This is a genomic window from Rhizobium sp. BK456 (assembly GCF_014194045.1).
Lineage (GTDB): Bacteria > Pseudomonadota > Alphaproteobacteria > Rhizobiales > Rhizobiaceae > Rhizobium > Rhizobium redzepovicii.
The window spans coordinates 18,918-42,697 of record NZ_JACIAO010000022.1 but is presented as its reverse complement, the minus strand read 5'-3'; the positions used below and the strand labels follow the sequence as shown (position 1 = coordinate 42,697).

The following is a 23,780-nucleotide window of genomic DNA, read 5'->3' as shown; positions in this document are numbered from 1 at the left end:
GAGTTTCTTTAGAACGAAAGACTTCGTCGCCAGCAGCGCCGCCGCCCTCGTTCAGTGAGTGGGCTTATAGAACTAACCCTCCCAAACAGTCAACAGGCCATTTCGAAAAAACTGATTTTTCTTTTATGCAATTGTTTTCAAATGATAATTTTCCAACGACTGGGAAATGCGGTAGTTTCCCGGATTCCGACCGGCCTGACATGGCTCGAAAAATGAACCTTCTTCGACTTTTCCGGGGAAGAATGCTCTTTCGTCTCCTCGGCGCCCCGACATCATCACAATCTGCTGGTCTTAAGAGACACATGATTCACACAGGCAAATGCAGGCAGACTGCCTTTCCCTGGGCGATTTGACTTCCATGCCCAAAATATGCACATCTTTCGCCCCAGCCAGGATGGCCGAGAAATGCTTCCAGAGACGTCGAATGTAAGGACGCGGACCCGACTGCCATGATGACGGAGAAAATGATGATCCGCTCGTTAGGCAACGAGCCTCCGCTTCTGGCCGACGGCAGGCGTGCGCCCGACCGCCGTGAAGTGTCTCTCCGCTGGCTCTCGGGTACGTTCCTCACCGGCATTACATCCTCGGTCCTGATGGGCGTCGCGCTTTTTGCCGCCCTTGACGGCCGCCAGCAACTGGCAATCCCCGCCGAAGCCTATGCAAGTGCTGCGGCAGACGCGCACGAAGATACGACGGTGGTGCGCGGCGGAAGGCTGATCGCGCCTGCCATCGCCGCAAAACCGTCCGACCGGGCCATCATGGAAGTTTCCACAGTCGTCCACGACGGCGAAAAGGAAGTCGTACGCCGCCAGCCCTTCGCGCATGTGAAGATGACGCTGGCCGCCAACCACGTGGCGACCGAGGACTATCCCGACTTCGATCCCCTGGCGATCTTTTCCGCCGACGAACCGCAGCCCGCCCCGCAAAGCCGCACCGGCGCGATTTACGGCTCCGATGTCGAATCCGAAGTCAGCCTGAAAACCGTTTCCTTCCCGACCGGCAAGACGAGCATGAAGATGGCGTCCGGCCTGTCGCTCGAGGAGGTCGAAGAGAATGTGCGCTCCAATGGCTCGGTGCTGACGGACGGCAACACCCAGCTTGCGGCCCTCTATTACGTCGATCCGCGCCGTTTCTCCAACGAGGATGCCGATGTCGATCTGACCGCCGGTCTCTCCGCCCGTGTGCTCGAACAGAACATGACCGTCTCCGCATCGGAATCGATCACGCCGCAGACCGAGGAATTCGCCGACGACATCCTGCCGGTCCGCGCCGACACGCCGATCGCCAAGGCGCTGACGGATTCAGGCTATCCGCAGCAATATGCCGACGGCATTGCCGGTTTTATCTCGCAACAACTGGGTTCCACCGATCTCGACAAGGGCGACGTGCTGCGTATCGGCATCATTCAGAAGGGCGAACAGGCAAAGATCATCCGGGCCAGTGTCTATCGCGGCACCCGCCATCTCGTTACCGTCGCCGTCGACGACAAGGGCAGATACGTGCCCGGCAGCGAACCGCCGATGCTGGATGCCATCGCCACCGCCTTCGATGACAATTCCTTCGCGCCGCCGCCGGGCCAGAACCTGCCGCGCGTCTATGACGGCATCTATCGCGCTGCCCTTTCCTACGGCATGACCAAGGATATGACGGCGCTGATTATCAAGCTGCTTGCCAGCAATGTCGATTTCCAGGCGCAGTTGAGGCCTACCGACAGTCTCGAAGCCTTCTTCTCCGTCGCCGACAGCGCCGGCCAGGCGACCGAGGATTCCGAGCTGCTCTACGTTAACGCCCGTTTCGGCGATACGCAGACACGCTTCTACCGCTTCCAGGATCCGGAGGACGGCACGGTCGATTATTTCGACGAGAACGGTAAAAGCATCCGCCAGTTCCTGCTGCGCAACCCGGTCCCGAACGGCATTTTCAAATCCGGCTTCGGCATGCGCCGTCACCCGATCCTCGGTTTCGCCCGCATGCACACCGGCGTCGATTGGGCGGCACCCCGCGGCACCGCAATCATCGCTGCCGGCAACGGCACTGTGGAAAAAGCCGGCTGGGATTCTGGCGGTTACGGCAATCAGACGATTATCCGTCACGCCAACGGCTATGAATCCTCCTACAATCACCAGAGCGCCATCGCCAAGGGCGTTACCCCCGGCGCCAAGATCCGCCAGGGCCAGGTGATCGGCTGGGTCGGCACGACGGGCGAGTCCACCGGACCGCATCTGCATTACGAGCTGATCGTCAACGGCACCAAGGTCGATCCCCTGCGCATCCGCCTGCCGGGCGGCAAATCGCTGCAAGGTGAGGCGCTGGCGAAATTCGAGGACGAGCGCAAGCGTATCGATACGCTGCTGAACAACCAGACGTCCGACCAGGTGGCGAGCAAATAATCGCTAAAGCGCGTGGCGATCTTTCAGATTCGCTCCGTACACTTTGGCTCTTTGTTTTTACGCATGACGTTGCCGCAAAAAGCGCTGCACACTTTTGCGCGACATGCTTTAACCCTTGCGTGGTTTCGCACCCGCCAGACAAAAATGGCGGCCGAAGCCGCCATTTCTCATTCATCCGGCAAAATCGGCCTATGCCGCTTCGCTCACCGTCTGACCAGTCCTGAACTGCAGCCGGTCGGAACCATTCGTCACCTTCACCGTCGATCCGTCCGGCACCTGGCCGGACAGGATCTGCTCGGCGAGGGGATCCTGCACGAATTTCTGGATAACCCGCTTCAGCGGCCTTGCGCCGTAGACCGGATCGTAACCCTTGTTCGCCAGCCAATGGCGGGCGTCCTCGTCGAGGTCGATGACGATCTTGCGCTCGGAGAGCAGCGCCACCAGACGTTTCAGCTGGATATCGACGATCGCGCCCATCTCCTCGCGCTTCAGGCGGTGGAAGAGGATGATCTCGTCGATGCGGTTCAGGAATTCCGGCCGGAAATGCCCGCGCACGACCTCCATCACCTGCTCGCGAACCGTATCGCTGTCGTCACCGTCGGCGAGCTGCGTCAGATATTCGGCGCCGAGGTTCGAGGTCATGATGATCATCGTGTTGCGGAAATCGACAGTTCGGCCCTGGCCATCCGTCAGGCGTCCGTCGTCCAGCACCTGCAGCAGGATGTTGAAGACATCGGGGTGGGCCTTTTCGATCTCGTCGAACAGCACGACCTGATAGGGCCTGCGGCGCACGGCTTCCGTCAGCGCTCCACCTTCGTCGTAACCGACATAGCCGGGAGGCGCACCGATCAGCCGGGCCACGGAGTGTTTCTCCATGTATTCCGACATGTCCATGCGCACCATCGCCGCTTCATCGTCGAAGAGAAAGCGGGCGAGCGCCTTGGTAAGCTCTGTCTTGCCGACGCCGGTCGGGCCGAGGAAGATGAACGAACCGATCGGCCGGTTCGGATCCTGCAGGCCGGCACGCGCACGGCGCACCGCACGCGACACGGCCTGAACCGCATCACCCTGGCCGATCACCGATTTCGCCAGTTCGTCTTCCATCCGGAGCAGCTTGTCGCGCTCACCTTCCAGCATCCTGTCGACCGGAATGCCGGTCCAGCGGGAAACGACGTGGGCGATGTTGTCGGGGATCACCACCTCCTGCACCATCGCGCCGCGTTCGCCATCCTGCTTTTCGGCGTCGACCAGCTGCTTTTCCAGATCGGGAATGACGCCATAGGTCAGCTCGCCGGCCCGTTGGAATTCACCCTTGCGCTGGGCGATCGCCAGTTCGTTGCGGGCATCGTCGAGCTGCTTCTTGAGATCGGCGGCAAGGCCGAGCTTCTGCTTTTCCGCCTGCCAGCGGGCCGTCAGCGCATCGGCCTCCTCTTCGAGGCCGGTCAATTCGGTGTCCAGCCGCTTCAGCCGGTCGGCCGAGGCGACGTCGGTTTCCTTCTTCAGCGCCTCGCGCTCGATCTTCAGCTGAATGATGCGGCGATCGAGTTCGTCGAGTTCTTCCGGTTTGGAATCCACCTGCATGCGCAGCCGCGCCGCCGCCTCATCCATCAGGTCGATCGCCTTGTCGGGCAGGAAACGGTCGGTGATATAGCGGTTGGAAAGCGTCGCCGCCGCCACCAGCGCCGCATCGGCGATGCGCACCTTGTGATGCTGCTCGTATTTTTCCTTGAGGCCGCGCAGAATCGAGATCGTGTCTTCGACCGTCGGCTCGTCGACGACGACCGGTTGAAAGCGGCGGGCAAGCGCCGGATCCTTCTCGACATGTTTGCGATATTCATCGAGCGTGGTCGCGCCAACGCAATGCAGCTCGCCGCGGGCAAGTGCGGGCTTCAGAAGGTTGGAGGCGTCCATCGCCCCATCCGCCTTGCCGGCACCGACCAGCGTGTGCATCTCATCGATGAACAAGATGATCTCACCGTTCTCAGCCTGAACCTCATTGAGCACGGCCTTCAGCCGCTCCTCGAATTCGCCGCGGTATTTGGCACCGGCAATCAGCGCGCCCATGTCGAGCGCCATCAGCTTCTTGTCCTTGAGCGATTCCGGCACGTCACCGTTGACGATGCGCAGCGCCAGTCCCTCGACGATGGCCGTCTTGCCGACACCGGGCTCGCCGATCAGCACCGGATTGTTCTTGGTGCGACGCGAAAGCACCTGGATGGTGCGGCGGATTTCGTCGTCGCGGCCAATCACCGGGTCGAGCTTGCCCTCGCGGGCCTCGGCGGTGAGATCGCGTGCGAACTTCTTCAGTGAATCGAAACCCTGCTCGGCATTGGACGAATCCGCCGTCCTGCCCTTGCGAATGTCGTTGATGACCTGGTTCAGACCCTGCGCCGTCACGCCTGAATTCTTCAGCGTCGAAAAAGTCGAAGCCGAGGATTCGATTGCCAGCGCTTGCAGCAGGCGCTCGACAGTGACGAAGCTGTCGCCGGCCTTCTTTGCCGCCTCTTCAGCGGTCGAAAGCACTTTGGCGAGTGGCTGAGCCAGGTAGATGTTGCCGTTGCCGCCGGAAATTTTCGGCAGCTTGGCCAGCGCCGCGTCATTGGCAAGGCGGGCAGCCTTGGCATCACCGCCGGCGCGATCGATTAGCGAGGCGGCCATGCCCTGATCGTCGTCAAGCAGGACTTTCAGCACATGTTCGGGCGTAAATTGCTGGTGACCCTGCGCCAGCGCATAAGTCTGCGCCGACTGGATGAAGCCGCGCACCCGTTCGGAATATTTCTCGATATTCATATTCTACCTCCATGGATCGCTCTGCCCTGATGAGGCGCAGACCGATGATTGAGATCGACCCCCTGAAAAGGCAGGCCGCGCTTCACCCATCTCTGATTTGGGCGAAGCAGTCGAGGAGAATATGGTACCCTGTTCTGCGAGTTTAAAGAGCCGACAAAACGAAAATCCCCGACACGAGGCCGGGGATTTTCGTTGCAATTCTAACAGATGGCATGAACCTCGCGCCTCCCTCGAAGGAGAAGCGAAATCCTCATTCCGATGCGGCGTCGGCCAGAACCGGCGCCTCGCCGGAGGCACCCTCGCCCTCGGCGGCGGCTTCGCCCTCAGCGCCGCGACGCGGGCGACGGGGACGGCTGCCGGTGCTGCGGCGGCGGGGCTGGCGCGGCTGGCCGGCGGAGCCTTCCTCGTCCATGGCGACCTCGGCCGGAATGCCTTCGATCTCCGGCTGCGGGCCGGTTCCGTCGATCACCTCGGGCTGGGGCGCCGGTGCAGCCGCCGGAGCAGGCGCCGGTTGCGGCTGCGCCTGCGGCCGATGCTGCTGCCTGTTCTGCGGCGGCTGGACGATAACGACATCGTCGCCGTCATTGTCGTTGTTATCCATATCGTCGCCGTCGCGATCCGCACCGTCGCGGTCTGCACCATCGCGATCATACTCGCCGCGATCGTCGCGCTGGAAGCGTTCCTGCATCTGCGCCTGGGCGCTGGCAATGATACGATTATAATGCTCAGCGTGCTGGAGATAGTTCTCGGCAATCACGCGGTCGCCGGAGCTTTGAGCATCGCGGGCAAGCTGGGCGTATTTTTCGGCGATATGCTGGGCAGTCCCGCGAATTTTCACATCGGGGCCGGAGCTGTCATAAGTCCGGGTCAGCGGATTGCCGCCCTTGCGGTTGAAATTGTTGTTATTGTTATTTCCACCGCCGCCGTTGTTATTATTGTTGTTACCACGCCCTCGACCGCGCTTGTTCTGCTGTCCTGGCCTCATAGATCGTTCACCTGAATTCTCTGTTTGTGATGGATACATGGCACCAACCGCCATGACCGGAAAACCGGGTCAGGACCTTTGTGCCGCGAGCATACTGCGCCTTTGCGCCGACCTGCCGCTTGGTTCTCAAGTCAGTTTGACTGATTCACGCGTTGGGTCGTGTTCAACCGTTGAAACTCTCGTTTAAAAGAGCGGACCCCCGAGGCAAACCAAGTACCGAACGAATCTCGTTCATTCCTATCTGCCCAACACGTGACCGCAACCTATATTGCTTCCCTGGGAAATCCAAGCCTTTTCTTCGCAATAACAAGAATGTCCCGCTCAATGCAGCGATTATCGCCTGTCACGCGAGCGCAAACACGAGCACTCTATCGTTCTGACCATAATCTTTTACGGATTTGAGGCACTTGAAGCCTTTCGCTTCAAAGATCGCCATCACATCGTTGCGCTGATCGTAGCCGATTTCCAGCCCGACGACCCCACCGGGCCTCATGAACCTTGCCGCATCCTTGGCGATGGCGTGGTAGGCGTCAAGCCCATCCGGGCCGCCATCCAGCGCTGCGACCGGATCAAATTTCGTCACTTCGGGAGCGAGATCGTGAATGACATTGGAAGCAATATAGGGCGGATTTGAGACAATCGCGTGAAACGAACCCTGGATGCTCTCGAACCATCTCGACTGCACGGCCTGAAAACGATCCTGCAACTCGTTTTTTTCTGCATTCGATCTTGCTGTGCGAAGTGCATCCGCCGATATGTCGCTTCCGACACCCGACGCATCGGGACATTCGCTCAAAAGCGCAAGGCATATCGCCCCGGTCCCGGTTCCCATGTCAAGGATATGGAGATGGCCTTGTGTCTTTGCAAGGTCCTTGAGATAGGCAAGCACCGTATCGACCAGGATTTCCGTATCCGGCCGGGGTTCCAGCGTTTCCACCGAAAGGACAAGCGGCAGGCCGTAGAATTCCCGCTCGCCGAGAATGCGGTGCACCGGCTCATGGCCGAGCCGCCGCTCGACCGCCTTGGACATCACCTCCGCCTGCTCAGACGAAAGCCTCTCGGCCGATCGCGTCAAAAGCTCGGTCGGCGATAGTTTCAGAAGGCCCGCGACAAGCAAGCGCGCATCGGTTGCCGGGTCGGCGATACCCGCCTCGGTGAAGCGGCGGCGTGCTTCGGCGAGCGTATCGGCAACCGTCGAGCTCATTGCTGCTCGCCGAGCTGCGCCAGCTGGCTTGCCTGGTAATCGGCCATCAGCGCATCGACGACCTCCTCGATTTCGCCTTCCATCATCCGATCGAGCTTGTAGAGCGTCAGATTGATGCGATGATCGGTTATGCGCCCCTGCGGGAAATTATAGGTGCGAATGCGTTCGGAGCGGTCGCCGGAACCGACCTGGCTCTTGCGGTCGGCCGACCGCTCGCTGTCGGCCCTCTGCCGCTCGGCATCGTAGAGCCTGGAGCGCAGCACCTGCATCGCCTTGGCGCGGTTCTGGTGCTGCGATTTTTCCGAGCTGGTGACAACGATGCCGCTCGGCAGATGGGTGATGCGCACCGCCGAGTCCGTCGTATTGACGTGCTGGCCGCCCGCACCCGAAGAGCGCATCGTGTCGATGCGGATATCCTCCGGCCGGATCTCGATGTCGATCTCCTCGGCCTCGGGCAGCACCGCAACCGTTGCCGCCGACGTGTGGATGCGCCCGCCTGCCTCGGTCTCAGGCACGCGCTGCACGCGATGCACGCCGGATTCGAATTTCAGCTTGGCAAAGACCCCGCGGCCGGTGATCGTCGCGATGATTTCCTTGTAACCGCCGGCTTCGCCCTCGCTTGCCGAGAGCACTTCCACCTTCCAGCCTTTCTCCGCCGAAAAACGCTCATACATGCGGAAGAGATCGCCGGCAAAAAGGGCTGCTTCCGATCCGCCCGTGCCGGCGCGGATTTCGAGGATCGCGCTCTTTTCGTCCGCTGCGTCCTTCGGCAGAAGCAGGATCTGCATCTCCTGCTCGAGCGCCTCGATCTGCTCTTTCACCTCGGGCATCTCCAGCTCGGCTAGGTCGCGCATCTCGCGGTCGACCGACTTGTCCTCGAGCAGCGTTTCGAGATCGGCAAGCTCGGCATTCGCCTTCTCATAGGCGCGGATCTTCGTCACGACGGGCTGCAGCTCGGAATATTCGGATGCGAGCTTCACATAGACGTCGGCAGCCGGGCCGGCCGACATGCGCGCTTCGATCTCGCCAAAACGGCGTTCCAGCTCGCGCATCTTTTCAACGGGAAGCTTCGCCACCCTTCACTCCGATTCTTCTTAACGTCTGCCTAAAGGGGAATATTGTGGCTCTCGGCGAAGCGGGCAAGCACCTCGCGCATCGGCGTCGTGGCGTGGACATCGTCCAGCACCTCGGCCATCGCCGTTGCCAGCGCCCCGACATCGAGCCCGAGCAGCATCGCCTTCACCGGTCCGATCGAGGCCGGCGACATCGAGATCGAGCGGAAGCCGATGCCGAGCAGCGCCATTGCCGAGATGGGCTTGCTGGCGAGTTCGCCGCAAAGCGTCACCGGCGTCCTGTTCCGATCGGCGCCGCGCACGATGTCGCGCAGAATGCGCAAAAACGGTTTGCCGAGCGGGTCGAACCGGTCCGAGACCCGCGCATTGCCGCGATCGACCGCCATCGAGAACTGGAAAAGGTCGTTCGAACCGACCGAAACGAAATCCACCGCCTCCATCAGCTCGTCGAGCTGCCAAAGCAGTGCAGGCACCTCCAGCATCGCTCCGAATTGCAGCTTGCGCGGCAGCCCGTGGCCGAAACGCGACAGATGCTGCACTTCCTTCTGCAGCAGCTCGCGCACCACCTTCAGCTCGGAAACCTCGGTCACCATCGGCACCATCAGCTTCAGCTCGGTATCGGCCGAAGCCTTCAGGAGGGCGCGCAGCTGGGTGCGCAATAGCCCCGGCCGGTCGAGCGACAGCCGGATGGCGCGCCAGCCGAGTGCGGGATTTTCTTCCTCGTGACCGCGGAAATAGGGCACGACCTTGTCGCCGCCGATATCGAGCGTGCGGAAGGTGACGGGGCGGCCCGCCGCCTGTTTTATCACATTGCGATAGAACTGCTCCTGCTCGTCCGCCTTCGGCATGGTGGAGGCGATCATGAACTGCAGTTCGGTGCGGAAGAGGCCAATGCCCTCGGCACCCGATTCCGAAAGCTGCGGCAGGTCGACCAGCAGCCCGGCATTCATCATCAGCGCGATCCGCTGCCCATCCTTGGTCACCGGCTCGACGGCGCGCAGCGCCCGGAACTGCTCCTGCCGCCTGGCGCGGAAGCGAACCTTTTCCTCGTAGGAACGTCGGTGATCGGCCATCGGCCTGAGATGCACATGCCCCTCGTCGGCGTCGATGATCACGGCATCGCCGTTCTCGGCGAGCGCCACGACACCGGCCGCCTGGCCGATGACCGGAATACCCATGGCCCGCGCAACGATCACCACGTGGCTCGTCACCGCGCCTTCTTCCAGCACCAGCCCGCGCACATTGGCGCGCGGATAATCGAGCAGTTCGGCCGCCCCCATGGCGCGCGCCAGGATGACCGCGTCGTTGGGGAAACCTTCGGCGGTCGTCCGCCCGGTATACCCGGTCAATTGTCTGAGCAGCCGGTTCGCCAGATCCTCGAAATCATGCATGCGTTCGCGCAGATAGGGGTCGGTCAACCGCATCATCCGCGCCTTGGTGTCGCTCTGCACCTTCTCGACCGCCGCTTCCGCCGTCAGGCCGTTGCGGATCGCCTCCTCGAGCTTGCGGACCCAGCCCTGGTCATGCGCGAACATGCGATAGGTTTCGAGCACCTCGCGGTGCTCGCCTTCCATCGACACGTCGCGGCGCGACAGCATGTCGTCGATCGAGATCCTGAGCGAGCCCATGGCTTCGGCGAGCCGCCGGATTTCCTTCTCCGCATCTTCGTTGAGCAGGTTGGTGACGACGATGCGCGGCTCGTGCAGCACGACGTAACCGAGGCCGATGCCGTCATTATACGTGTCGCCGTCGACGGTTACCGAACGCGTCAGGTCGAGTTCGAGGCCCGGCTTGGTGATCTTTTTCAGCTCGCCGGTGGCGATCATCTCGGCGAGCACCATCGCCGTCGTCTCGAGCGCTTCCAGCTCTTCCTCGCGATAGGTACGGCTCGCCTTGTTCTGCACGACGAGAACGCCGAGCGAGCGCCCGGTCCGAAGGATCGGCACGCCGAGGAAGGAATGGTAGATCTCTTCGCCGGTTTCCGGCAGGTAGCGGAACGCAGGATGCGACTGTGCGTCGGAAAGGTTCAGCGGCTGGGCCGAGGCAGCAATCGTGCCGACCAGGCCCTGCCCCATCTTCAATTGCGCCAGGTGCACGGCTTCGCGGTTGAGGCCTTCGGTGGCATAGAGTTCGAGCACGCCATCGGCGCGCAGCACGTAAACCGAGCAGACCTCGGCCACCATGTTACCGGCGATCTGGCGGACGATCCGGTCAAGACGATCCTGCGGCTCCAGCGGCTCCGCCATCAACTCGCGCAACCGCCTGAGCAGCACGCGCGGACCGCCGGAAAGGTCTCTCATGGCGTCTCAAGCTCCCGAAACAAAGCACTCAGTCCCGGCGGGCCGGCCCTCGTCTCCTCAACCTGAAGGGGCAGGCCGCCCACTGGGAATCAATTCTTATCCAGACCGTAGCAGGAATGCAAAGTCCTGACAGCGAGTTCTGCATAAGGACCGTCGATCAGGATGGAAATCTTGATCTCGGAGGTGGTGATCGCCTTGATGTTGATGCCTTTTTCGGCAAGTGCACGAAATGCGGTAGCAGCAACGCCGGCGTGGCTGCGCATGCCGATGCCGATGACCGAGACTTTCACCAGCCCCGATTCGTTCTGCACGACATCGTAGCCGATCTTCTCCTTATGGTCGCTAAGCACCTTGATCGCCTTCTCGACGTCGCCCGATGGCACCGTGAAGGTCATGTCGGTCTTCGACCCATCCTCGGAGATATTCTGGACGATCATGTCGACATTGATATGGGATTCGGCGAGCGGCCCGAAGATCGCCGCGGAGACGCCCGGCCGGTCGGCAAGACGGCGAAGCGAGATCTGAGCCTCATCCTTGGCATAGGCGATGCCGGTGACTACTTCCTGTTCCACGATTTCATCCTCGTCACAAATCAGCGTTCCGGGCGGGTTTAGCAGATCGCCCATGCCCGGAGCATCGGGATCTTCGAATGACGAGCGCACGAAGGTGCGCACCTTGTGCACCATGGCGAGCTCGACCGAGCGCACCTGCAGCACCTTGGCACCGAGCGAGGCCATTTCGAGCATTTCCTCGAAGGCGATCTTCTTCAGCCTGCGCGCCTTCGGCACGATGCGCGGATCGGTTGTGTAGACGCCGTCGACATCTGTATAGATATCGCAGCGATCCGCCTTGACAGCCGCCGCGATCGCGACGGCCGAGGTGTCCGATCCGCCGCGGCCAAGCGTCGCGAGCCGGTTGTCGGGTCCCAGTCCCTGGAAGCCGGCGATGACGGCAACCTGCCCCTCGCCCATCCGCTTGACGATGTCGGAACCGTCGATCTCCATGATCCGCGCCGCGCCATGGGCGTTATCGGTGCGGATCGGGATCTGCCATCCCTGCCAAGAGCGCGCATTGATATCCATCGCCTGCAAAGCGATCGCCAGCAGTCCCGAGGTTACCTGCTCGCCGGAAGCGACCACCGCGTCATATTCGCGCGCATCGTAAAACGGCGAATTGGCGCCGATCACCTTCGGCATGCCCTGCACCCAGCCGACCAGCTCATTGGTCTTGCCGGACATGGCCGACACCACCACCGCCACCTCGTGGCCGGCGTCGACTTCGCGTTTGACATGGCGGGCGACGTTCTTGATGCGGTCCAGGTCAGCGACGGACGTGCCGCCGAATTTCATTACGATGCGTGCCATATGCCTCTACCACGACTGGCGCCGGGAAAGCGGAAAACCGGACCCGGCATCACGAAAGCTCTGGGGCGGACCGCTTGGCCGGAGAGCCGGCTCCCGACTTCTGGAACCGCTCTAAAAGCCCGGGTCCCCAAGGCCCCAAGTTGCGGCGTCTCTTAGCGAGTTTGGCGGGGGGAGGCAAGCGCGCACGACAAAAGCGGTTGGCGAGCAGCTCCGCGCTCCTCAGTCCTCTGGTCCGCGCCCCTTGACTTATGCCTCCGATCGTCCGACTTCACATCCTGCGAACGAAGGAGTGGACGATGACGGAAGGCGCCAGAAGCACGATCGACCAGGGCGAAGTGGACCGCTTCTCGGCGATGGCAGCGGAATGGTGGAGCCCGACCGGCAAGTTCAAACCGCTGCACAAATTCAATCCCGTCCGCCTCGCCTATATAAGAGACAAGGCCTGCGAGAATTTCGGCCGTGATCCGAAGAGCGCGCGTCCGCTGGAAGGTCTGCGCGTGCTTGATATCGGCTGCGGCGGCGGCCTGTTGTCCGAACCTGTCGCCCGCATGGGCGCTTCCGTCACCGGCGCCGATCCGTCCGAGAAGAATATCGGCATCGCCTCGACCCATGCCAAGGCCTCCGGCGTTTCGGTCGACTATCGCGCCGTCACCGCCGAGGAGCTCGCCGACGCCGGCGAAACCTTTGATATCGTTCTGAACATGGAAGTGGTCGAGCACGTCGCCGACGTCGAATTCTTCATGACGACCTGCGCAAAAATGGTCCGCCCCGGTGGCCTGATCTTCGTTGCGACCATCAACCGCACGATGAAGGCGGCAGCCCTTGCCATCTTCGCCGCCGAGAATATTCTGCGCTGGCTGCCGCGCGGCACCCACCAATATGAGAAGCTGGTGCGCCCAGAAGAGCTGGAAAGGCCATTGACGGCAAGCGGCATCGAGATCACCGACCGCACCGGTGTCTTCTTCAATCCGCTGTCGAACCAATGGAACCTGTCCAAAGATATGGACGTGAATTATATGCTGTTGGCCAAGCGGTCTGCATAACTCCACCGGAAGGCCAGACGCGCGGACGTCAGTTCACATCCTCGGGCAACACGGGAATGGCAGCAATCTCGATGCCCTCTTCGAGCAGCGCCTGCGCCTCGTCGACCGTCGCCTGGCCGATAATGCCGCGGGCATCCGCCTCGCCATAATGGATCTTGCGGGCTTCCTCGGGAAACTGCGTGCCGACATCCTCGGAATTGGCCTTGACCGCCGCGACCGCTTGCTTGAGCTTTTGCAGTGCCTCCTGGCGCATGGCATCCATCGCCAGCGTCTGCCTCTCGTCCTTCCTGCGTGCCGTCGATACCGAAGGTGCCATCAACAGCTTAGAGACGGCGGCGGAATGACAGACCGGGCAGGTCAAGAAACCGGTCGCGACCTGGCGGTCGAAATCGGCGCTTTCAGAAAACCAGCCTTCGAATTCATGGGCATTGTCGCAAGTGAGGGAATAGCGGATCAAGCGGCGACGCCTCCGGCGATTGCTCCCGCAATCTTTTCGACCGAGAATTCCCGGCCGTTCCTGAGGTTCGGGATCTTGTCATGCGCGGCCTTGACGGCGCTGGGGTCGATCTCGGCAATGATGACCGCCTCGCCGGTGGGGCCGGCCGAGGCCAGCACCGTGCCCCAGGGATCGACGATCATCGAATGGCCGAAAGTCTCGCGCCCGTCCTCGTGCCGGCCGGCCTGCGCGGCGGCAATGACAAAGACGCCGTTCTCGATCGCGCGCGCCCTGAGGAGGATCTCCCAGTGCGCCTCGCCGGTCTGCTTTGTGAAGGCAGCCGGAACCGTCATCACCTCGGCACCGGCAACCGCCTGAGCGCGGAAGAGCGCCGGAAAACGCACGTCGTAGCAGATCGCAAAGCCCATTTCGGCAAAAGGCAGCGACAAGACGCGCGCCTCCGAGCCGGCCGTATAGGCGGCACTTTCACGCCAGCTCTCGCCATTGTCGAGGTCGACATCGAACATGTGGATCTTGTCGTAGCGATTGAGGATCCTGCCGTCGGGGCCGAACAGGAAGCCGCGATTGGCGATCTTACCGTCGGCAAGGGCGATCGCGGTCGAGCCGACATGCATATGGATGCCGAGTTCCCGGGCGAGTTCGGAGCCGGTCTTGACGATGATGTCATGCGTCTCGTCTGTGAGCACCGCACGCGCCGCCGCGCGGTCGCGCTGCAGCATGCCGGTCATCTCAGGCGTCTGCACATAGGTCGCGCCCTGGGCGACAGCCTCGCGCACCAGCCGCGCCATGGCGGCGGCGTTCTTAAGCGGGTCGACCCCGGAGCACATCTGGACGGCGGCGGCCTTGAAGCTCATCGGTTCGTCCTCAGGCCGCCAGCATTGGATCGAGCTTGCCGGCCCGATCGAGCGCAAACAGATCGTCGCAGCCGCCGATATGATCGGCGCCGATGAAGATCTGCGGAAAGGTGGTGCGGCCGTTCGACTTGCCGATCATTTCCTGGCGAAGGTCCGGTGAATATGTCGCATCGTGCTCGACGTAATCTACGCCCTTTTCTTCGAGAAGGGACTTGGCGCGGGTGCAATAGCCGCAGAACTGCCGCGTATAGATGGTGACGGGTACCATAATCTCTCCAGACGGATGCCGGGTATTTCTGTCATATAGGCTCGGAGAGAGCCCTTGCAAAGGTCAAAACCGTTATGTCGGCCGCACCTGCCTTGCGCAGCGTCCGGCTTGCCGCGGCGACCGTCGCTCCAGTCGTGTAGACGTCGTCGACGAGGACGATGCGCTTGCCGAAAATGTCGTTTTCGCAACCCTTGGCAATCGCGAAAGCGCTCCTGACATTATCCTCGCGCGCCTTCGCGCCGAGGCCGACCTGCTGGCTGGTGCGCTTGACGCGAATAAGCGTGGCGGCCAGCAGCGGCTTGCCTGACAGCCTTGCCATGTGACGGGCAAGTTCGGCTGCCTGGTTGAATTTGCGCGCCAGCATCCGGGTACGGTGCAGCGGCACCGGGATTAGCGTGTCGCAGCTTTCAACCGTCCCGTCGGAGGCGCGCAGCATCCAGGCGGCCATCATCGGCGCCAGATCGGTGCGATCGCGATATTTGAGCCCATGAACGAGATCACGCACCGCACGGTCGTGCGTTGCCGCCGACCGCAGCCGGTCGAAGGGCGGCGGGCTAGCGATCGCCTCGGCGCTGAGGATGCCGGCGCCGAGATCGTGCGAGAAGGGAATGCCGAGCACCTCGCAATAGGGTCGTTCGATGAAGCGGATGCCGGACCAGCATTTCGCGCAGAGCCCGCGATGGCCGCCGGTGGAAATGCCGCAGACGGAACAGGCTGGCGGATAGAGAAAATCGGCAAGCGCCGAAAACGGCCGCAAGAGCTGCGCCCGCAAGAACTCCACCCGTGTTTCGCCATCGATCGGCCCCATGCGGCAGAGAGTAGCCTGTTCTCCGCGAAAGGAAATCGCCTTGCCGCTGCTACAGAGCGGGATTAAGGACATCGTTATGGAAACGATCTTCGATAAAACCCTGATCGCCGCGCATCGCCATCGCGCGCTTGCCAATAACGACCCGAAAGCCGCCTTCCTGCTCGATATCGCCGCCGAGGAAATGGCCGAGAGGCTTGCTGTGGTCGAGCGGACCTTCGAAACCGGCGTCGAACTGCATGGCACGACCGGAGCCGCCGCCCGTGCCGCGTTGGCGACCGGCAAGATCGGCAGTATGATCCGTGTCGAAAGCGAGAAGGCCTATGCGACCCAAGGCGAAACCTTGACCGAGGCGCCGCTCGAAGATGTGCCGCTCGAGCCGCAATCGACCAATCTCGTCCTTGCGCCACTTAGCCTGCACCTGACCAACGACACGCCTGGTGTTTTCATCCAGATCCGCCGCGCCCTTAAGCCGGACGGCCTGTTCCTGGCTGCGATCCCCGGTGCCGGCACGCTGCAGGAACTGCGCGACGTGCTGCTCGCCGCCGAGGTCGAGATGACAGGCGGCGCAAGCCCGCGCGTTATTCCCTTCGCCGATGTGCGCGATATCGGCAGCCTGATGCAGCGCGCCGGCTTCACGCTGCCGGTGATCGACGCGGAAAACTACACGGTACGCTATGATTCGCTCTTTCCGCTGATGCGGGATCTCCGAGCCATGGGCATGAGCAATCCGCTTGCCGCCCGCAGCCGCATACCGCTAACGCGTGCCTTCTTTCTGCGCGCGGCAGAGATCTACGCCGAGCGCTATTCAGATCCCGACGGACGTATTCGCGCGACCTTTTCGATCATCTATGTCTCCGGGTGGGCTCCCCACGAGAGCCAGCAGAAGCCACTTCAGCCGGGTTCGGCCAAGGCACGCCTTGCCGATGCGCTCAACGTGGACGAGCACAAGCTCAGGCAATAGGGCGCGACGCCGAAAACTGTGAGCGGTTTCGGACAACATCACGCTGCAACAGTTGAGCCAACTGCTGCTTCAGTTGACGGTCATATTGTTGTTGATCACGTTGAAGACGTTCTGCAAGGCGCCGGTGAAGAAGCCAAGGCCGGAGACGAGCGCGGTGCAAATGATAGCGGCGATCAAGCCGTATTCGACCGCCGTCGCACCTGCGTCGTCCGCAAGAAATGCTTTAAAAATACGCATTACCCCAACCCTTAGCGCAAACTGAAAGCAAACGAGCATTCCACGACCATCACGTGATGGCCGGCATTTTCAGCAACCGGCGCCGACGCCGTAGCCCTGGACCACACAGACAGAGCCGGGCGTATCCTGGAGGACGCTGCGGCGGATCGTATAACGCTTGCCGCTTTCGCTCTTCGGGATCGATCCCGTCGTCATCGTATCGAATTCCGCCGGTGCGCTGGCAAAGACGCTCTTCTTCGAGGAATCCGCAAGCATCGGTGTCAGGATAAGCGTCAGGGCGACCACCGCCGTGCCGAACAAAAGGGCGATATTGAGCGCACCCGTCCTGCGCGAGGCAGACGAAACCCGTTCCTTTTCCCGGACAGCTTTCCAGAAATCATCGTCCATGACGTCAAGCCTTTTAATACACGCACGCCAGATGCTTGATTGAGGCCGATCTTTGGCAGAAGGTGTTAAACGATCCATTAATATCCACAGCCGAAAACGCCGTGGCGTGATAATAATCAGGTAACGCTAATGGATGTCGTCCGGAAGTGGGCCGCGGCTCCAGGATAACGACATGCCATGCAATTAAATTTGAACCGCGTCGCGCGAATCAAGTTCAACGAGACGCGGTTTAAAGTAGATCTTGCAGCATCGGGATCAACGGCTCGTCAGCCGGCGGCATCGGGTAATCGCGCAGCGCCTGCGGGCGCACCCATTTCAATGCCTGGCCCTCTTGACCCTGCGGAATGCCTTCATAACGCCGGCAGATATAAAGCGGCATCAAGAGATGGAAGGTTTCGTAGGAATGGCTCGCAAAGGTCAGCGGTGCCAGGCAGGCAATCTTGGTCTTGATGCCGAGCTCTTCCTCAAGCTCGCGCACCAGAGTTTCCTCCGGCGTCTCGCCGGGCTCGACCTTGCCGCCGGGAAACTCCCACAATCCAGCAAGCGACTTTCCCTCGGGACGCTGTGCCAAGAGGATACGCCCATCGGCATCGATCAGCGCACAGGCGGCGACCAGCAATATCTTCCGGCCTGCCTCGCTCATCGCGGCTCCTGCTGCCAATAGCAATAGTGATAGGCGTCGCGAAAACCGAGCCGTTCATAGAGTGTGATGGCCGGACGGTTGGACAGTTTCACCTGCAGCCAGGCCGATCGCGCGCTGCGCATGCGCGCCCAGCGCAGCGCCGAGGTTAGGATCTCGGTGCCGAGCCCCTCGCGCCGCCGCGTTTCGGAGACCGAAAGCGACATGATGCCGGCAAGATCGTTGTCCTGGACGCAGAGCACGGTCGCCAGCGGCCCGTCCGCCGCATTCTCGATCATGAACAGGCCCGATGGCGGCTTGATCGCCGAAATGATTTCGGCAAGCGCCGGCTTCAAACTCAGTGGCGCCCGGTCGACGGCAAGATTGGCGTCAACGAAACGTCCGACATCATGGGTCGGCAGGTGATCGAGCGTATCTGGCAGCTCGGCCTCGGCCAGGTCGCAGGTCATCACCACCGTCTCGTCGAATTGCTTCCAGTTCTGCGCGCGGAGAAGATCGATCAGCACCGGCGAGGCAAGCGGCGTCTGGCGGACCACGGCGGTGCGGCCATAGGCTTCGAATTTCCGGCTTGCCTTTTCCAGGCGGATTTCGACGTCGCGATAGTCCGAGGGATCGAGCGGCACGATCGAATTCAGCCGGTTGGACGGGTGGCCGGCCGTCAGCCGCACCTGCCAGCTGCCGTCATATTGGACGGATGCCGCCGGCCAGGCACGAAAGCCGACGGCCTCCAGCCTGCGCACCAACGGCAGATTCTGAGAAGAGATGGATGTCTGCACCAACGAACGATCAGCTCCGATAGTCGCCATTGATCGCAACATATTCCTTGGTGAGGTCGCAGGTCCAGACGGTTGCCGTGCCGGTGCCGAGACCGATATCGACTTTGACGGGGATATCCTGCGCTTTCATGACATTAGTGGCCGCAGCCTCGGAATAATCCGGGTCACGCTCGCCATTGACGGCGACCCTGACATCGCCGAACCAGATGGCGAGCCGGTCGCGGTCGGCCATCTCGCCGGATTTGCCGACGGCCATCACGATGCGGCCCCAATTGGCGTCTTCGCCGGCGGCCGCCGTCTTGACCAGTGGCGAGTTGGCGATCGACAGCCCGATGCGCTTGGCGGCGGCATCGCTCTCGGCGCCCGTCACGGTGATTTCGAGCATCTTGGTGGCGCCCTCGCCGTCGCGCACCACCTGCAGCGACAGATCCTTCAGCACTTCGTTGAGCGCGGCGCGAAAAGCGGCAAGGCGCGGATCGTCGGCGCGTTCGATACGGGCTTGGCCGTCCTCGGCCGCAGCCCCCGTCGCAAACAGCATCAGCGTATCGGATGTGGAGGTATCACTGTCGACGGTCATGGAATTGAAGGTCGGCCCGACGCCATCCGACAGCAGCACCTGCAGCGCGGCGGGCGCAATATCGGCATCGGTGACGACGAAGGACAGCATCGTCGCCATATCGGGCGCGATCATGCCGGCACCCTTGGCAATGCCGTTGATCGTCACTGCAACGCCGCCGATCTCGGCGCTGCGGGTCGAAACCTTGGGATAGGTGTCGGTCGTCATGATCGCCTTGGCGGCCTCGAACCAGAAGTCGCCGGTGGCTTCGGTCTGCATCCGGTCGAGCACGCCGGCGAATTTTGTGGCGTCGAGCGGCTCGCCGATGACGCCGGTCGAGGCCAGGTAGACCTCGTTTTCGCCGCAGCCGACAGCTGATGCTGCCGACTTCGCCGTCAGTGCAGTCGCCTGGCGGCCCTTCAGGCCGGTGAAGGCATTGGCATTGCCTGAGTTGACGACCACCGCACGTGCACTGCCATGCGGCAGGTTGGCGCGGCAGAAATCCACCGGCGCCGACGGGCACTTCGAGCGGGTGAAGACGCCCGCAACGGCCGCCGGCTTGTCGAAGACCATCAGCAGCACATCGGTGCGGTTCTTGTACTTGATGCCGGCGGAAGCCGTTGCCATGCGCACGCCGCGCAGCGGCGGCATCGAGACGAAGGATTTCGGGGCGAGCGGAGAGACGGAACCGGACATGATGAAACCTGCCAATGGGCATTTCCAGGCGGAATCGAAAACGGTTCGCCGTCCGGAAATGCGACAACAACAACGATATTAAAGGGCCCGGAAAAACCGGGCCCTGATGCGACTATTACTGCTTCGGCGCCGGCGCGACGGGCTCACTGCCCGGTTCCGGCTGTTTGTTGGCCTGGTCGTAACCCTTGCGCAGCGTCTCGTCGCTGATTTCGATCTTGGCCGAGGCCTTCGCCTTATTCAGAAGCTCAAGATACTTGTCGCGCATGACGAGCTGACGAACCTGGTCCTGCACCTGCTCGAAGGGCGGCGGCGGGGCGTCGCGCTTATCCTCGACCTTGATGACATGATAACCGAAATCGGTTTTAACAGGAGTCTTGGAATAGGTACCCTTCTCAAGCGCGAAGGCTGCGTCCTCGAATTCCTTGACCATGCGGCCGCGCGAGAAATAGCCGAGGTCGCCGCCTTCCGACTTGTTCGGGTCGGTGGACTTTTCCTTGGCGAGTTCGGCGAAATCCTTGCCGGCGTCGAGCTGCTTGATGATGTCCTTGGCTTCGTCCTCGGTCTTGACGAGGATATGTCGGGCGTGGACTTCCTCCTGCTTCGGCAGGGCGGCGACTTCCTTGTCGTAGCGAGCCTTGACTTCTTCAGGCGTCACGATGTCGACGACATGCTTCTTGAAGTAGGCGTTGTGCAGCTCGCGGTCCGTGAGATACTGCATGCGCTTCTTGAATTCGTCGGTCTGATCGAGCTTCTCGGCCGCAGCGTCGGCGGCGAGCAGCTTCACGTCGATGGCGGCGGAAAGGGCTGCGACTTTCTTCTGGTCGTCGGGCAGCTGCGCCAGCTGCGGATCGAGATTAGCGACGGCAAGGTCGAGTTCCGACTGGTGAATCTCCAGATTGCCGACCTTAGCGATGACGGCGTCATCGGCATAGGCCGGGGCCTGGAACGCAACAACAGTTGCGAAAGCCAGAACGGCAAGTTTGTTGGTGCTCAACATGAAATACCCTTCACAGTTACATCGCCGGTTTCAGCATCGCCTGAATCGGCCCAAAATAGCCATCAACACCGGATTGTGGCCTTTCTGTATCCGCCAAATCCGTTGACATCATTCGACCCCCCTCTTATCTGTCACGCAACCTCGCGTCCAGAACAGTTTCCGGGCGTTTTAAGTCGCGCGCCTGATTTTCGGCTGGGCAGCGAACAACAAACGCCGGGGATGAATATTGAGAAAGGACCAGTCATATGGTCAGCTTTGGCGGTATAGCCCGCAAGTTATTTGGGTCCTCCAATGACCGCCGCGTGCGGTCTTTCCAGCCGAACGTCGCTGCCATCAACTCTATCGAAGAGAAGACCAAGGCCCTGACGGACGAGCAGCTGGCGGCAAAGACCGTCGAGTTTCGCGCTCTGCTCGCCGAGGGCAAGACGCTCGACGACATCCTGATCCCGGCCTTCGCGGTCGTGCGCGAAGCCTCCCGCCGCGTTCTCGGCCTGCGGCCTTTTGACGTACAGCTGGTCGGCGGCATGATCCTGCATTCGAATGCGATCGCCGAGATGAAGACCGGCGAAGGCAAGACCCTCGTCGCCACCCTGCCGGTCTATCTGAACGCGCTGTCCGGCAAAGGCGTGCACGTCGTCACCGTCAACGATTACCTCGCCCAGCGCGATGCCGCGACGATGGGCCGCGTCTACAGTTTCCTCGGCATGACCACCGGCGTCATCGTCCACGGCCTGTCCGACGAGGAACGCCACGCGGCCTATGCCTGCGACATCACCTACGCCACCAACAACGAACTCGGCTTCGATTATCTGCGCGATAACATGAAGTACGAGAAGAACCAGATGGTCCAGCGCGGCCACAACTTCGCGATTGTAGACGAAGTGGACTCGATCCTCGTCGACGAAGCGCGCACGCCGCTGATCATCTCCGGTCCGCTCGACGACCGCTCCGAACTCTATAATACGATCGACGCCTTCATTCCGCTGCTCGTCCCCAGCGACTACGAGATCGACGAGAAGCAGCGCTCGGCCAACTTCTCCGAAGAGGGCACCGAGAAGCTGGAGGACCTGCTCCGCCAGGCCGGCCTCTTGAAGGGCAACGCGCTCTACGACATCGAGAACGTCGCGATCGTCCACCACGTCAACAACGCGCTGAAGGCCCACAAGCTCTTCCAGCGCGACAAGGACTATATCGTCCGCAACGACGAAGTCGTCATCATCGACGAATTCACCGGCCGCATGATGCCCGGCCGCCGTTATTCCGAAGGCCAGCACCAGGCGCTCGAAGCCAAGGAAAAGGTGCAGATCCAGCCGGAAAACCAGACGCTGGCCTCGATCACCTTCCAGAACTATTTCCGCATGTACGCCAAGCTCGCCGGCATGACCGGCACGGCACAGACGGAAGCGGAAGAATTCGGGAATATCTACAACCTCGACGTCATCGAGGTCCCGACCAACCTGCCGATCAAGCGTATCGACGAGGACGACGAGGTTTACCGGACCTTCGACGAGAAGTTCAAGGCGATCATCGAGGAGATTCTCGACGCCCATAAGCGCGGCCAGCCGGTGCTGGTCGGCACCACGTCGATCGAGAAATCGGAACTGCTCGCAGAGCGCCTGCGCAAACAGGGCTTCGACGACTTCCAGGTGCTGAACGCCCGCTACCACGAGCAGGAAGCCTATATCGTCGCCCAGGCCGGTGTGCCCGGCGCCATCACGATCGCCACTAATATGGCCGGCCGCGGTACCGACATCCAGCTCGGCGGCAACCTCGAGATGCGCATCGAGCGCGAACTCGGCGAAGTCGAAGCCGGTCCGGAGCGTGAAGCCCGGATCCAGGCAATCGTCGAGGAGATCAAGGAACTCAAGCAGAAGGCGCTGGAAGCCGGCGGTCTCTACGTCATCGCCACCGAACGCCATGAAAGCCGCCGCATCGACAACCAGCTGCGCGGCCGCTCCGGCCGTCAGGGCGACCCCGGCCGCTCGAAATTCTACCTCTCGCTTCAGGACGACCTGATGCGCATTTTCGGCTCCGACCGTATGGACAGCATGCTGACCAAGCTCGGCCTCAAGGAGGGCGAGGCGATCGTCCACCCTTGGATCAACAAGGCTCTGGAGCGCGCGCAGAAGAAGGTCGAAGCCCGCAACTTCGATATCCGCAAGAACCTCTTGAAGTATGACGACGTTCTCAACGATCAGCGCAAGGTGATCTTCGAGCAGCGCCTCGAACTGATGGAATCGACCAATATTTCCGAAACCGTTTCCGACATGCGCCGTGAGGTGATCGAGGATCTGGTCGACAAGCATATCCCCGAGCGCGCCTACGCCGAGCAATGGGATGCCGCCGGCCTGAAGACCGGTGCTCTGAACATTCTCAATCTCGACCTGCCGATCGAAGACTGGGTGAAGGAAGAAGGCATTGGCGAAGACGACATCCGCGAGCGCCTGACGCAAGCCACCAACGCCGCCTTCACCGAAAAGGCCGAGCGTTTCGGCGACGACATTATGCATTATGTCGAACGCTCGATCGTTATGCAGACGCTCGATCATCTCTGGCGCGAGCACATCGTCAATCTCGACCATCTGCGCTCCGTCATCGGCTTCCGCGGCTATGCCCAGCGCGATCCGCTGCAGGAATACAAGTCGGAAGCCTTCGAGCTGTTCACGAGCCTCCTTAACAATCTGCGCGAGGCCGTGACCGCCCAGCTGATGCGCGTCGAGCTGGTGCAGCAGGCCCCTGCCGAACCCGAACCGCCGCTGATGCAGGCCCATCACCTCGATCCGACCACAGGCGAGGACGATTTCGCCCCGGCGATCTACCAGGCATCGGAAGTCATCGTTTCGCCGGAGAACCGCAATCCGGACGACCCGGCTACCTGGGGCAAGGTCGGCCGCAACGAGACCTGCCCCTGCGGTTCCGGCAAGAAATACAAGCATTGCCACGGCGCCTTCGAGCAGGTCTGAGGCAAGCCCCAAAGATCGTGAAAATGCCGCC

Annotated in this window: 20 protein-coding genes; 4 read left to right on the top strand and 16 right to left on the bottom strand. The window is 61.6% G+C overall.

Annotated elements, in window-relative coordinates; genetic code table 11:
* The first annotated feature begins 449 nt into the window (after positions 1-449).
* A complete protein-coding gene (locus FHX03_RS33830; protein ID WP_097629789.1) occupies positions 450-2,390 on the top strand; it encodes a M23 family metallopeptidase in 1,941 nt (646 codons plus the stop codon).
* 189 nt (positions 2,391-2,579) lie between these two features.
* On the opposite strand, the gene clpB is transcribed toward FHX03_RS33830, so the two are convergent.
* The 6 genes from clpB to FHX03_RS33800 form a co-directional block, all read right to left on the bottom strand.
* Positions 2,580-5,180 carry an ATP-dependent chaperone ClpB gene (clpB, locus tag FHX03_RS33825; RefSeq protein WP_097629790.1) on the bottom strand — a complete coding sequence of 867 codons (2,601 nt, stop codon included), beginning with the start codon at positions 5,178-5,180 and terminating at the stop codon, positions 2,580-2,582.
* Positions 5,181-5,430: 250 nt separating this feature from the next.
* On the bottom strand, positions 5,431-6,165 hold the full coding sequence (locus FHX03_RS33820) for a DUF4167 domain-containing protein (RefSeq protein WP_183857512.1): 735 nt from the start codon (positions 6,163-6,165) through the stop codon (positions 5,431-5,433).
* 343 nt (positions 6,166-6,508) lie between these two features.
* Positions 6,509-7,369 (bottom strand): peptide chain release factor N(5)-glutamine methyltransferase, encoded by an 861-nt coding sequence (prmC, locus tag FHX03_RS33815; protein ID WP_183857510.1) that lies wholly within the window; start codon positions 7,367-7,369, stop codon positions 6,509-6,511.
* Entirely contained in the window at positions 7,366-8,445 is a 1,080-nt protein-coding gene (gene prfA / locus FHX03_RS33810) for a peptide chain release factor 1 (protein WP_183857508.1), read from the bottom strand. The genes prmC and prfA overlap by 4 nt, the downstream gene beginning before the upstream one ends.
* A gap of 29 nt (positions 8,446-8,474) precedes the next feature.
* Positions 8,475-10,742, bottom strand: a complete 2,268-nt coding sequence (ptsP, locus tag FHX03_RS33805; RefSeq protein WP_097629794.1) for a phosphoenolpyruvate--protein phosphotransferase — start codon at positions 10,740-10,742, stop codon at positions 8,475-8,477.
* Positions 10,743-10,831: 89 nt separating this feature from the next.
* Complete coding sequence (locus tag FHX03_RS33800; protein WP_012559094.1) at positions 10,832-12,106, bottom strand: aspartate kinase; 1,275 nt, start codon at positions 12,104-12,106, stop codon at positions 10,832-10,834.
* A gap of 296 nt (positions 12,107-12,402) precedes the next feature.
* On the opposite strand from FHX03_RS33800, the gene ubiG reads away from it, so the two are divergent.
* Positions 12,403-13,149, top strand: a complete 747-nt coding sequence (gene ubiG, locus FHX03_RS33795) for a bifunctional 2-polyprenyl-6-hydroxyphenol methylase/3-demethylubiquinol 3-O-methyltransferase UbiG (protein WP_097629795.1) — start codon at positions 12,403-12,405, stop codon at positions 13,147-13,149.
* A 28-nt stretch (positions 13,150-13,177) separates the two neighbouring features.
* On the opposite strand, the gene FHX03_RS33790 is transcribed toward ubiG, so the two are convergent.
* From FHX03_RS33790 to FHX03_RS33775, 4 genes are read right to left on the bottom strand one after another with little or no spacing between them, the layout of a single operon-like run.
* Positions 13,178-13,606 carry a DUF1178 family protein gene (locus FHX03_RS33790; RefSeq protein WP_097629796.1) on the bottom strand — a complete coding sequence of 143 codons (429 nt, stop codon included), beginning with the start codon at positions 13,604-13,606 and terminating at the stop codon, positions 13,178-13,180.
* Entirely contained in the window at positions 13,603-14,460 is an 858-nt protein-coding gene (locus tag FHX03_RS33785; RefSeq protein ID WP_183857507.1) for a carbon-nitrogen hydrolase family protein, read from the bottom strand. Before FHX03_RS33785 ends, FHX03_RS33790 begins: the two co-directional genes overlap by 4 nt.
* A gap of 10 nt (positions 14,461-14,470) precedes the next feature.
* Positions 14,471-14,728 (bottom strand): glutaredoxin 3, encoded by a 258-nt coding sequence (gene grxC, locus FHX03_RS33780; RefSeq protein WP_097629798.1) that lies wholly within the window; start codon positions 14,726-14,728, stop codon positions 14,471-14,473.
* Positions 14,729-14,759: 31 nt separating this feature from the next.
* Positions 14,760-15,536: a ComF family protein gene (locus tag FHX03_RS33775; protein WP_183782372.1), complete on the bottom strand. Its 777-nt coding sequence runs from the start codon at positions 15,534-15,536 to the stop codon at positions 14,760-14,762.
* Between the two features lie 76 nt (positions 15,537-15,612).
* On the opposite strand from FHX03_RS33775, the gene FHX03_RS33770 reads away from it, so the two are divergent.
* Positions 15,613-16,497 carry a methyltransferase domain-containing protein gene (locus FHX03_RS33770; protein WP_097629820.1) on the top strand — a complete coding sequence of 295 codons (885 nt, stop codon included), beginning with the start codon at positions 15,613-15,615 and terminating at the stop codon, positions 16,495-16,497.
* A 69-nt stretch (positions 16,498-16,566) separates the two neighbouring features.
* On the opposite strand, the gene FHX03_RS33765 is transcribed toward FHX03_RS33770, so the two are convergent.
* The 6 genes from FHX03_RS33765 to FHX03_RS33740 form a co-directional block, all read right to left on the bottom strand.
* The gene (locus tag FHX03_RS33765) at positions 16,567-16,734 is read right to left on the bottom strand and encodes a Flp family type IVb pilin (protein WP_003590018.1); all 168 of its coding nucleotides are present in this window, start codon (positions 16,732-16,734) and stop codon (positions 16,567-16,569) included.
* A 69-nt stretch (positions 16,735-16,803) separates the two neighbouring features.
* Positions 16,804-17,121 carry a hypothetical protein gene (locus FHX03_RS33760; RefSeq protein ID WP_003582564.1) on the bottom strand — a complete coding sequence of 106 codons (318 nt, stop codon included), beginning with the start codon at positions 17,119-17,121 and terminating at the stop codon, positions 16,804-16,806.
* Positions 17,122-17,350: 229 nt separating this feature from the next.
* The gene (gene mutT, locus FHX03_RS33755; protein WP_064840864.1) at positions 17,351-17,764 is read right to left on the bottom strand and encodes an 8-oxo-dGTP diphosphatase MutT; all 414 of its coding nucleotides are present in this window, start codon (positions 17,762-17,764) and stop codon (positions 17,351-17,353) included.
* The gene (locus FHX03_RS33750) at positions 17,761-18,567 is read right to left on the bottom strand and encodes a GNAT family N-acetyltransferase (protein WP_097629801.1); all 807 of its coding nucleotides are present in this window, start codon (positions 18,565-18,567) and stop codon (positions 17,761-17,763) included. The genes mutT and FHX03_RS33750 overlap by 4 nt, the downstream gene beginning before the upstream one ends.
* Positions 18,548-19,789 carry a bifunctional glutamate N-acetyltransferase/amino-acid acetyltransferase ArgJ gene (gene argJ, locus FHX03_RS33745; protein ID WP_183857514.1) on the bottom strand — a complete coding sequence of 414 codons (1,242 nt, stop codon included), beginning with the start codon at positions 19,787-19,789 and terminating at the stop codon, positions 18,548-18,550. The genes FHX03_RS33750 and argJ overlap by 20 nt, the downstream gene beginning before the upstream one ends.
* 115 nt (positions 19,790-19,904) lie before the next feature.
* On the bottom strand, positions 19,905-20,786 hold the full coding sequence (locus tag FHX03_RS33740) for a peptidylprolyl isomerase (protein WP_097629802.1): 882 nt from the start codon (positions 20,784-20,786) through the stop codon (positions 19,905-19,907).
* 245 nt (positions 20,787-21,031) lie between these two features.
* Between FHX03_RS33740 and secA the strand changes: the two genes are divergently transcribed.
* Complete coding sequence (gene secA / locus FHX03_RS33735; RefSeq protein ID WP_097629803.1) at positions 21,032-23,749, top strand: preprotein translocase subunit SecA; 2,718 nt, start codon at positions 21,032-21,034, stop codon at positions 23,747-23,749.
* Positions 23,750-23,780 lie beyond the last annotated feature (31 nt).

Coding starts and splice junctions, on each gene's coding strand:
- FHX03_RS33765 (WP_003590018.1), bottom strand. CDS start 16,734: ATGCGTATTTTTAAAGCATTTCTTGCGGACGACGCAGGTGCGACGGCG.
- FHX03_RS33775 (WP_183782372.1), bottom strand. CDS start 15,536: ATGGGGCCGATCGATGGCGAAACACGGGTGGAGTTCTTGCGGGCGCAG.
- FHX03_RS33750 (WP_097629801.1), bottom strand. CDS start 18,567: ATGGCGACTATCGGAGCTGATCGTTCGTTGGTGCAGACATCCATCTCT.
- secA (WP_097629803.1), top strand. CDS start 21,032: ATGGTCAGCTTTGGCGGTATAGCCCGCAAGTTATTTGGGTCCTCCAAT.
- FHX03_RS33785 (WP_183857507.1), bottom strand. CDS start 14,460: ATGAGCTTCAAGGCCGCCGCCGTCCAGATGTGCTCCGGGGTCGACCCG.
- FHX03_RS33830 (WP_097629789.1), top strand. CDS start 450: ATGATGACGGAGAAAATGATGATCCGCTCGTTAGGCAACGAGCCTCCG.
- FHX03_RS33800 (WP_012559094.1), bottom strand. CDS start 12,106: ATGGCACGCATCGTAATGAAATTCGGCGGCACGTCCGTCGCTGACCTG.
- argJ (WP_183857514.1), bottom strand. CDS start 19,789: ATGTCCGGTTCCGTCTCTCCGCTCGCCCCGAAATCCTTCGTCTCGATG.
- FHX03_RS33760 (WP_003582564.1), bottom strand. CDS start 17,121: ATGGACGATGATTTCTGGAAAGCTGTCCGGGAAAAGGAACGGGTTTCG.
- FHX03_RS33770 (WP_097629820.1), top strand. CDS start 15,613: ATGGAAACGATCTTCGATAAAACCCTGATCGCCGCGCATCGCCATCGC.
- FHX03_RS33820 (WP_183857512.1), bottom strand. CDS start 6,165: ATGAGGCCAGGACAGCAGAACAAGCGCGGTCGAGGGCGTGGTAACAAC.
- grxC (WP_097629798.1), bottom strand. CDS start 14,728: ATGGTACCCGTCACCATCTATACGCGGCAGTTCTGCGGCTATTGCACC.
- ubiG (WP_097629795.1), top strand. CDS start 12,403: ATGACGGAAGGCGCCAGAAGCACGATCGACCAGGGCGAAGTGGACCGC.
- mutT (WP_064840864.1), bottom strand. CDS start 17,764: ATGAGCGAGGCAGGCCGGAAGATATTGCTGGTCGCCGCCTGTGCGCTG.
- prmC (WP_183857510.1), bottom strand. CDS start 7,369: ATGAGCTCGACGGTTGCCGATACGCTCGCCGAAGCACGCCGCCGCTTC.
- FHX03_RS33740 (WP_097629802.1), bottom strand. CDS start 20,786: ATGTTGAGCACCAACAAACTTGCCGTTCTGGCTTTCGCAACTGTTGTT.
- clpB (WP_097629790.1), bottom strand. CDS start 5,180: ATGAATATCGAGAAATATTCCGAACGGGTGCGCGGCTTCATCCAGTCG.
- ptsP (WP_097629794.1), bottom strand. CDS start 10,742: ATGAGAGACCTTTCCGGCGGTCCGCGCGTGCTGCTCAGGCGGTTGCGC.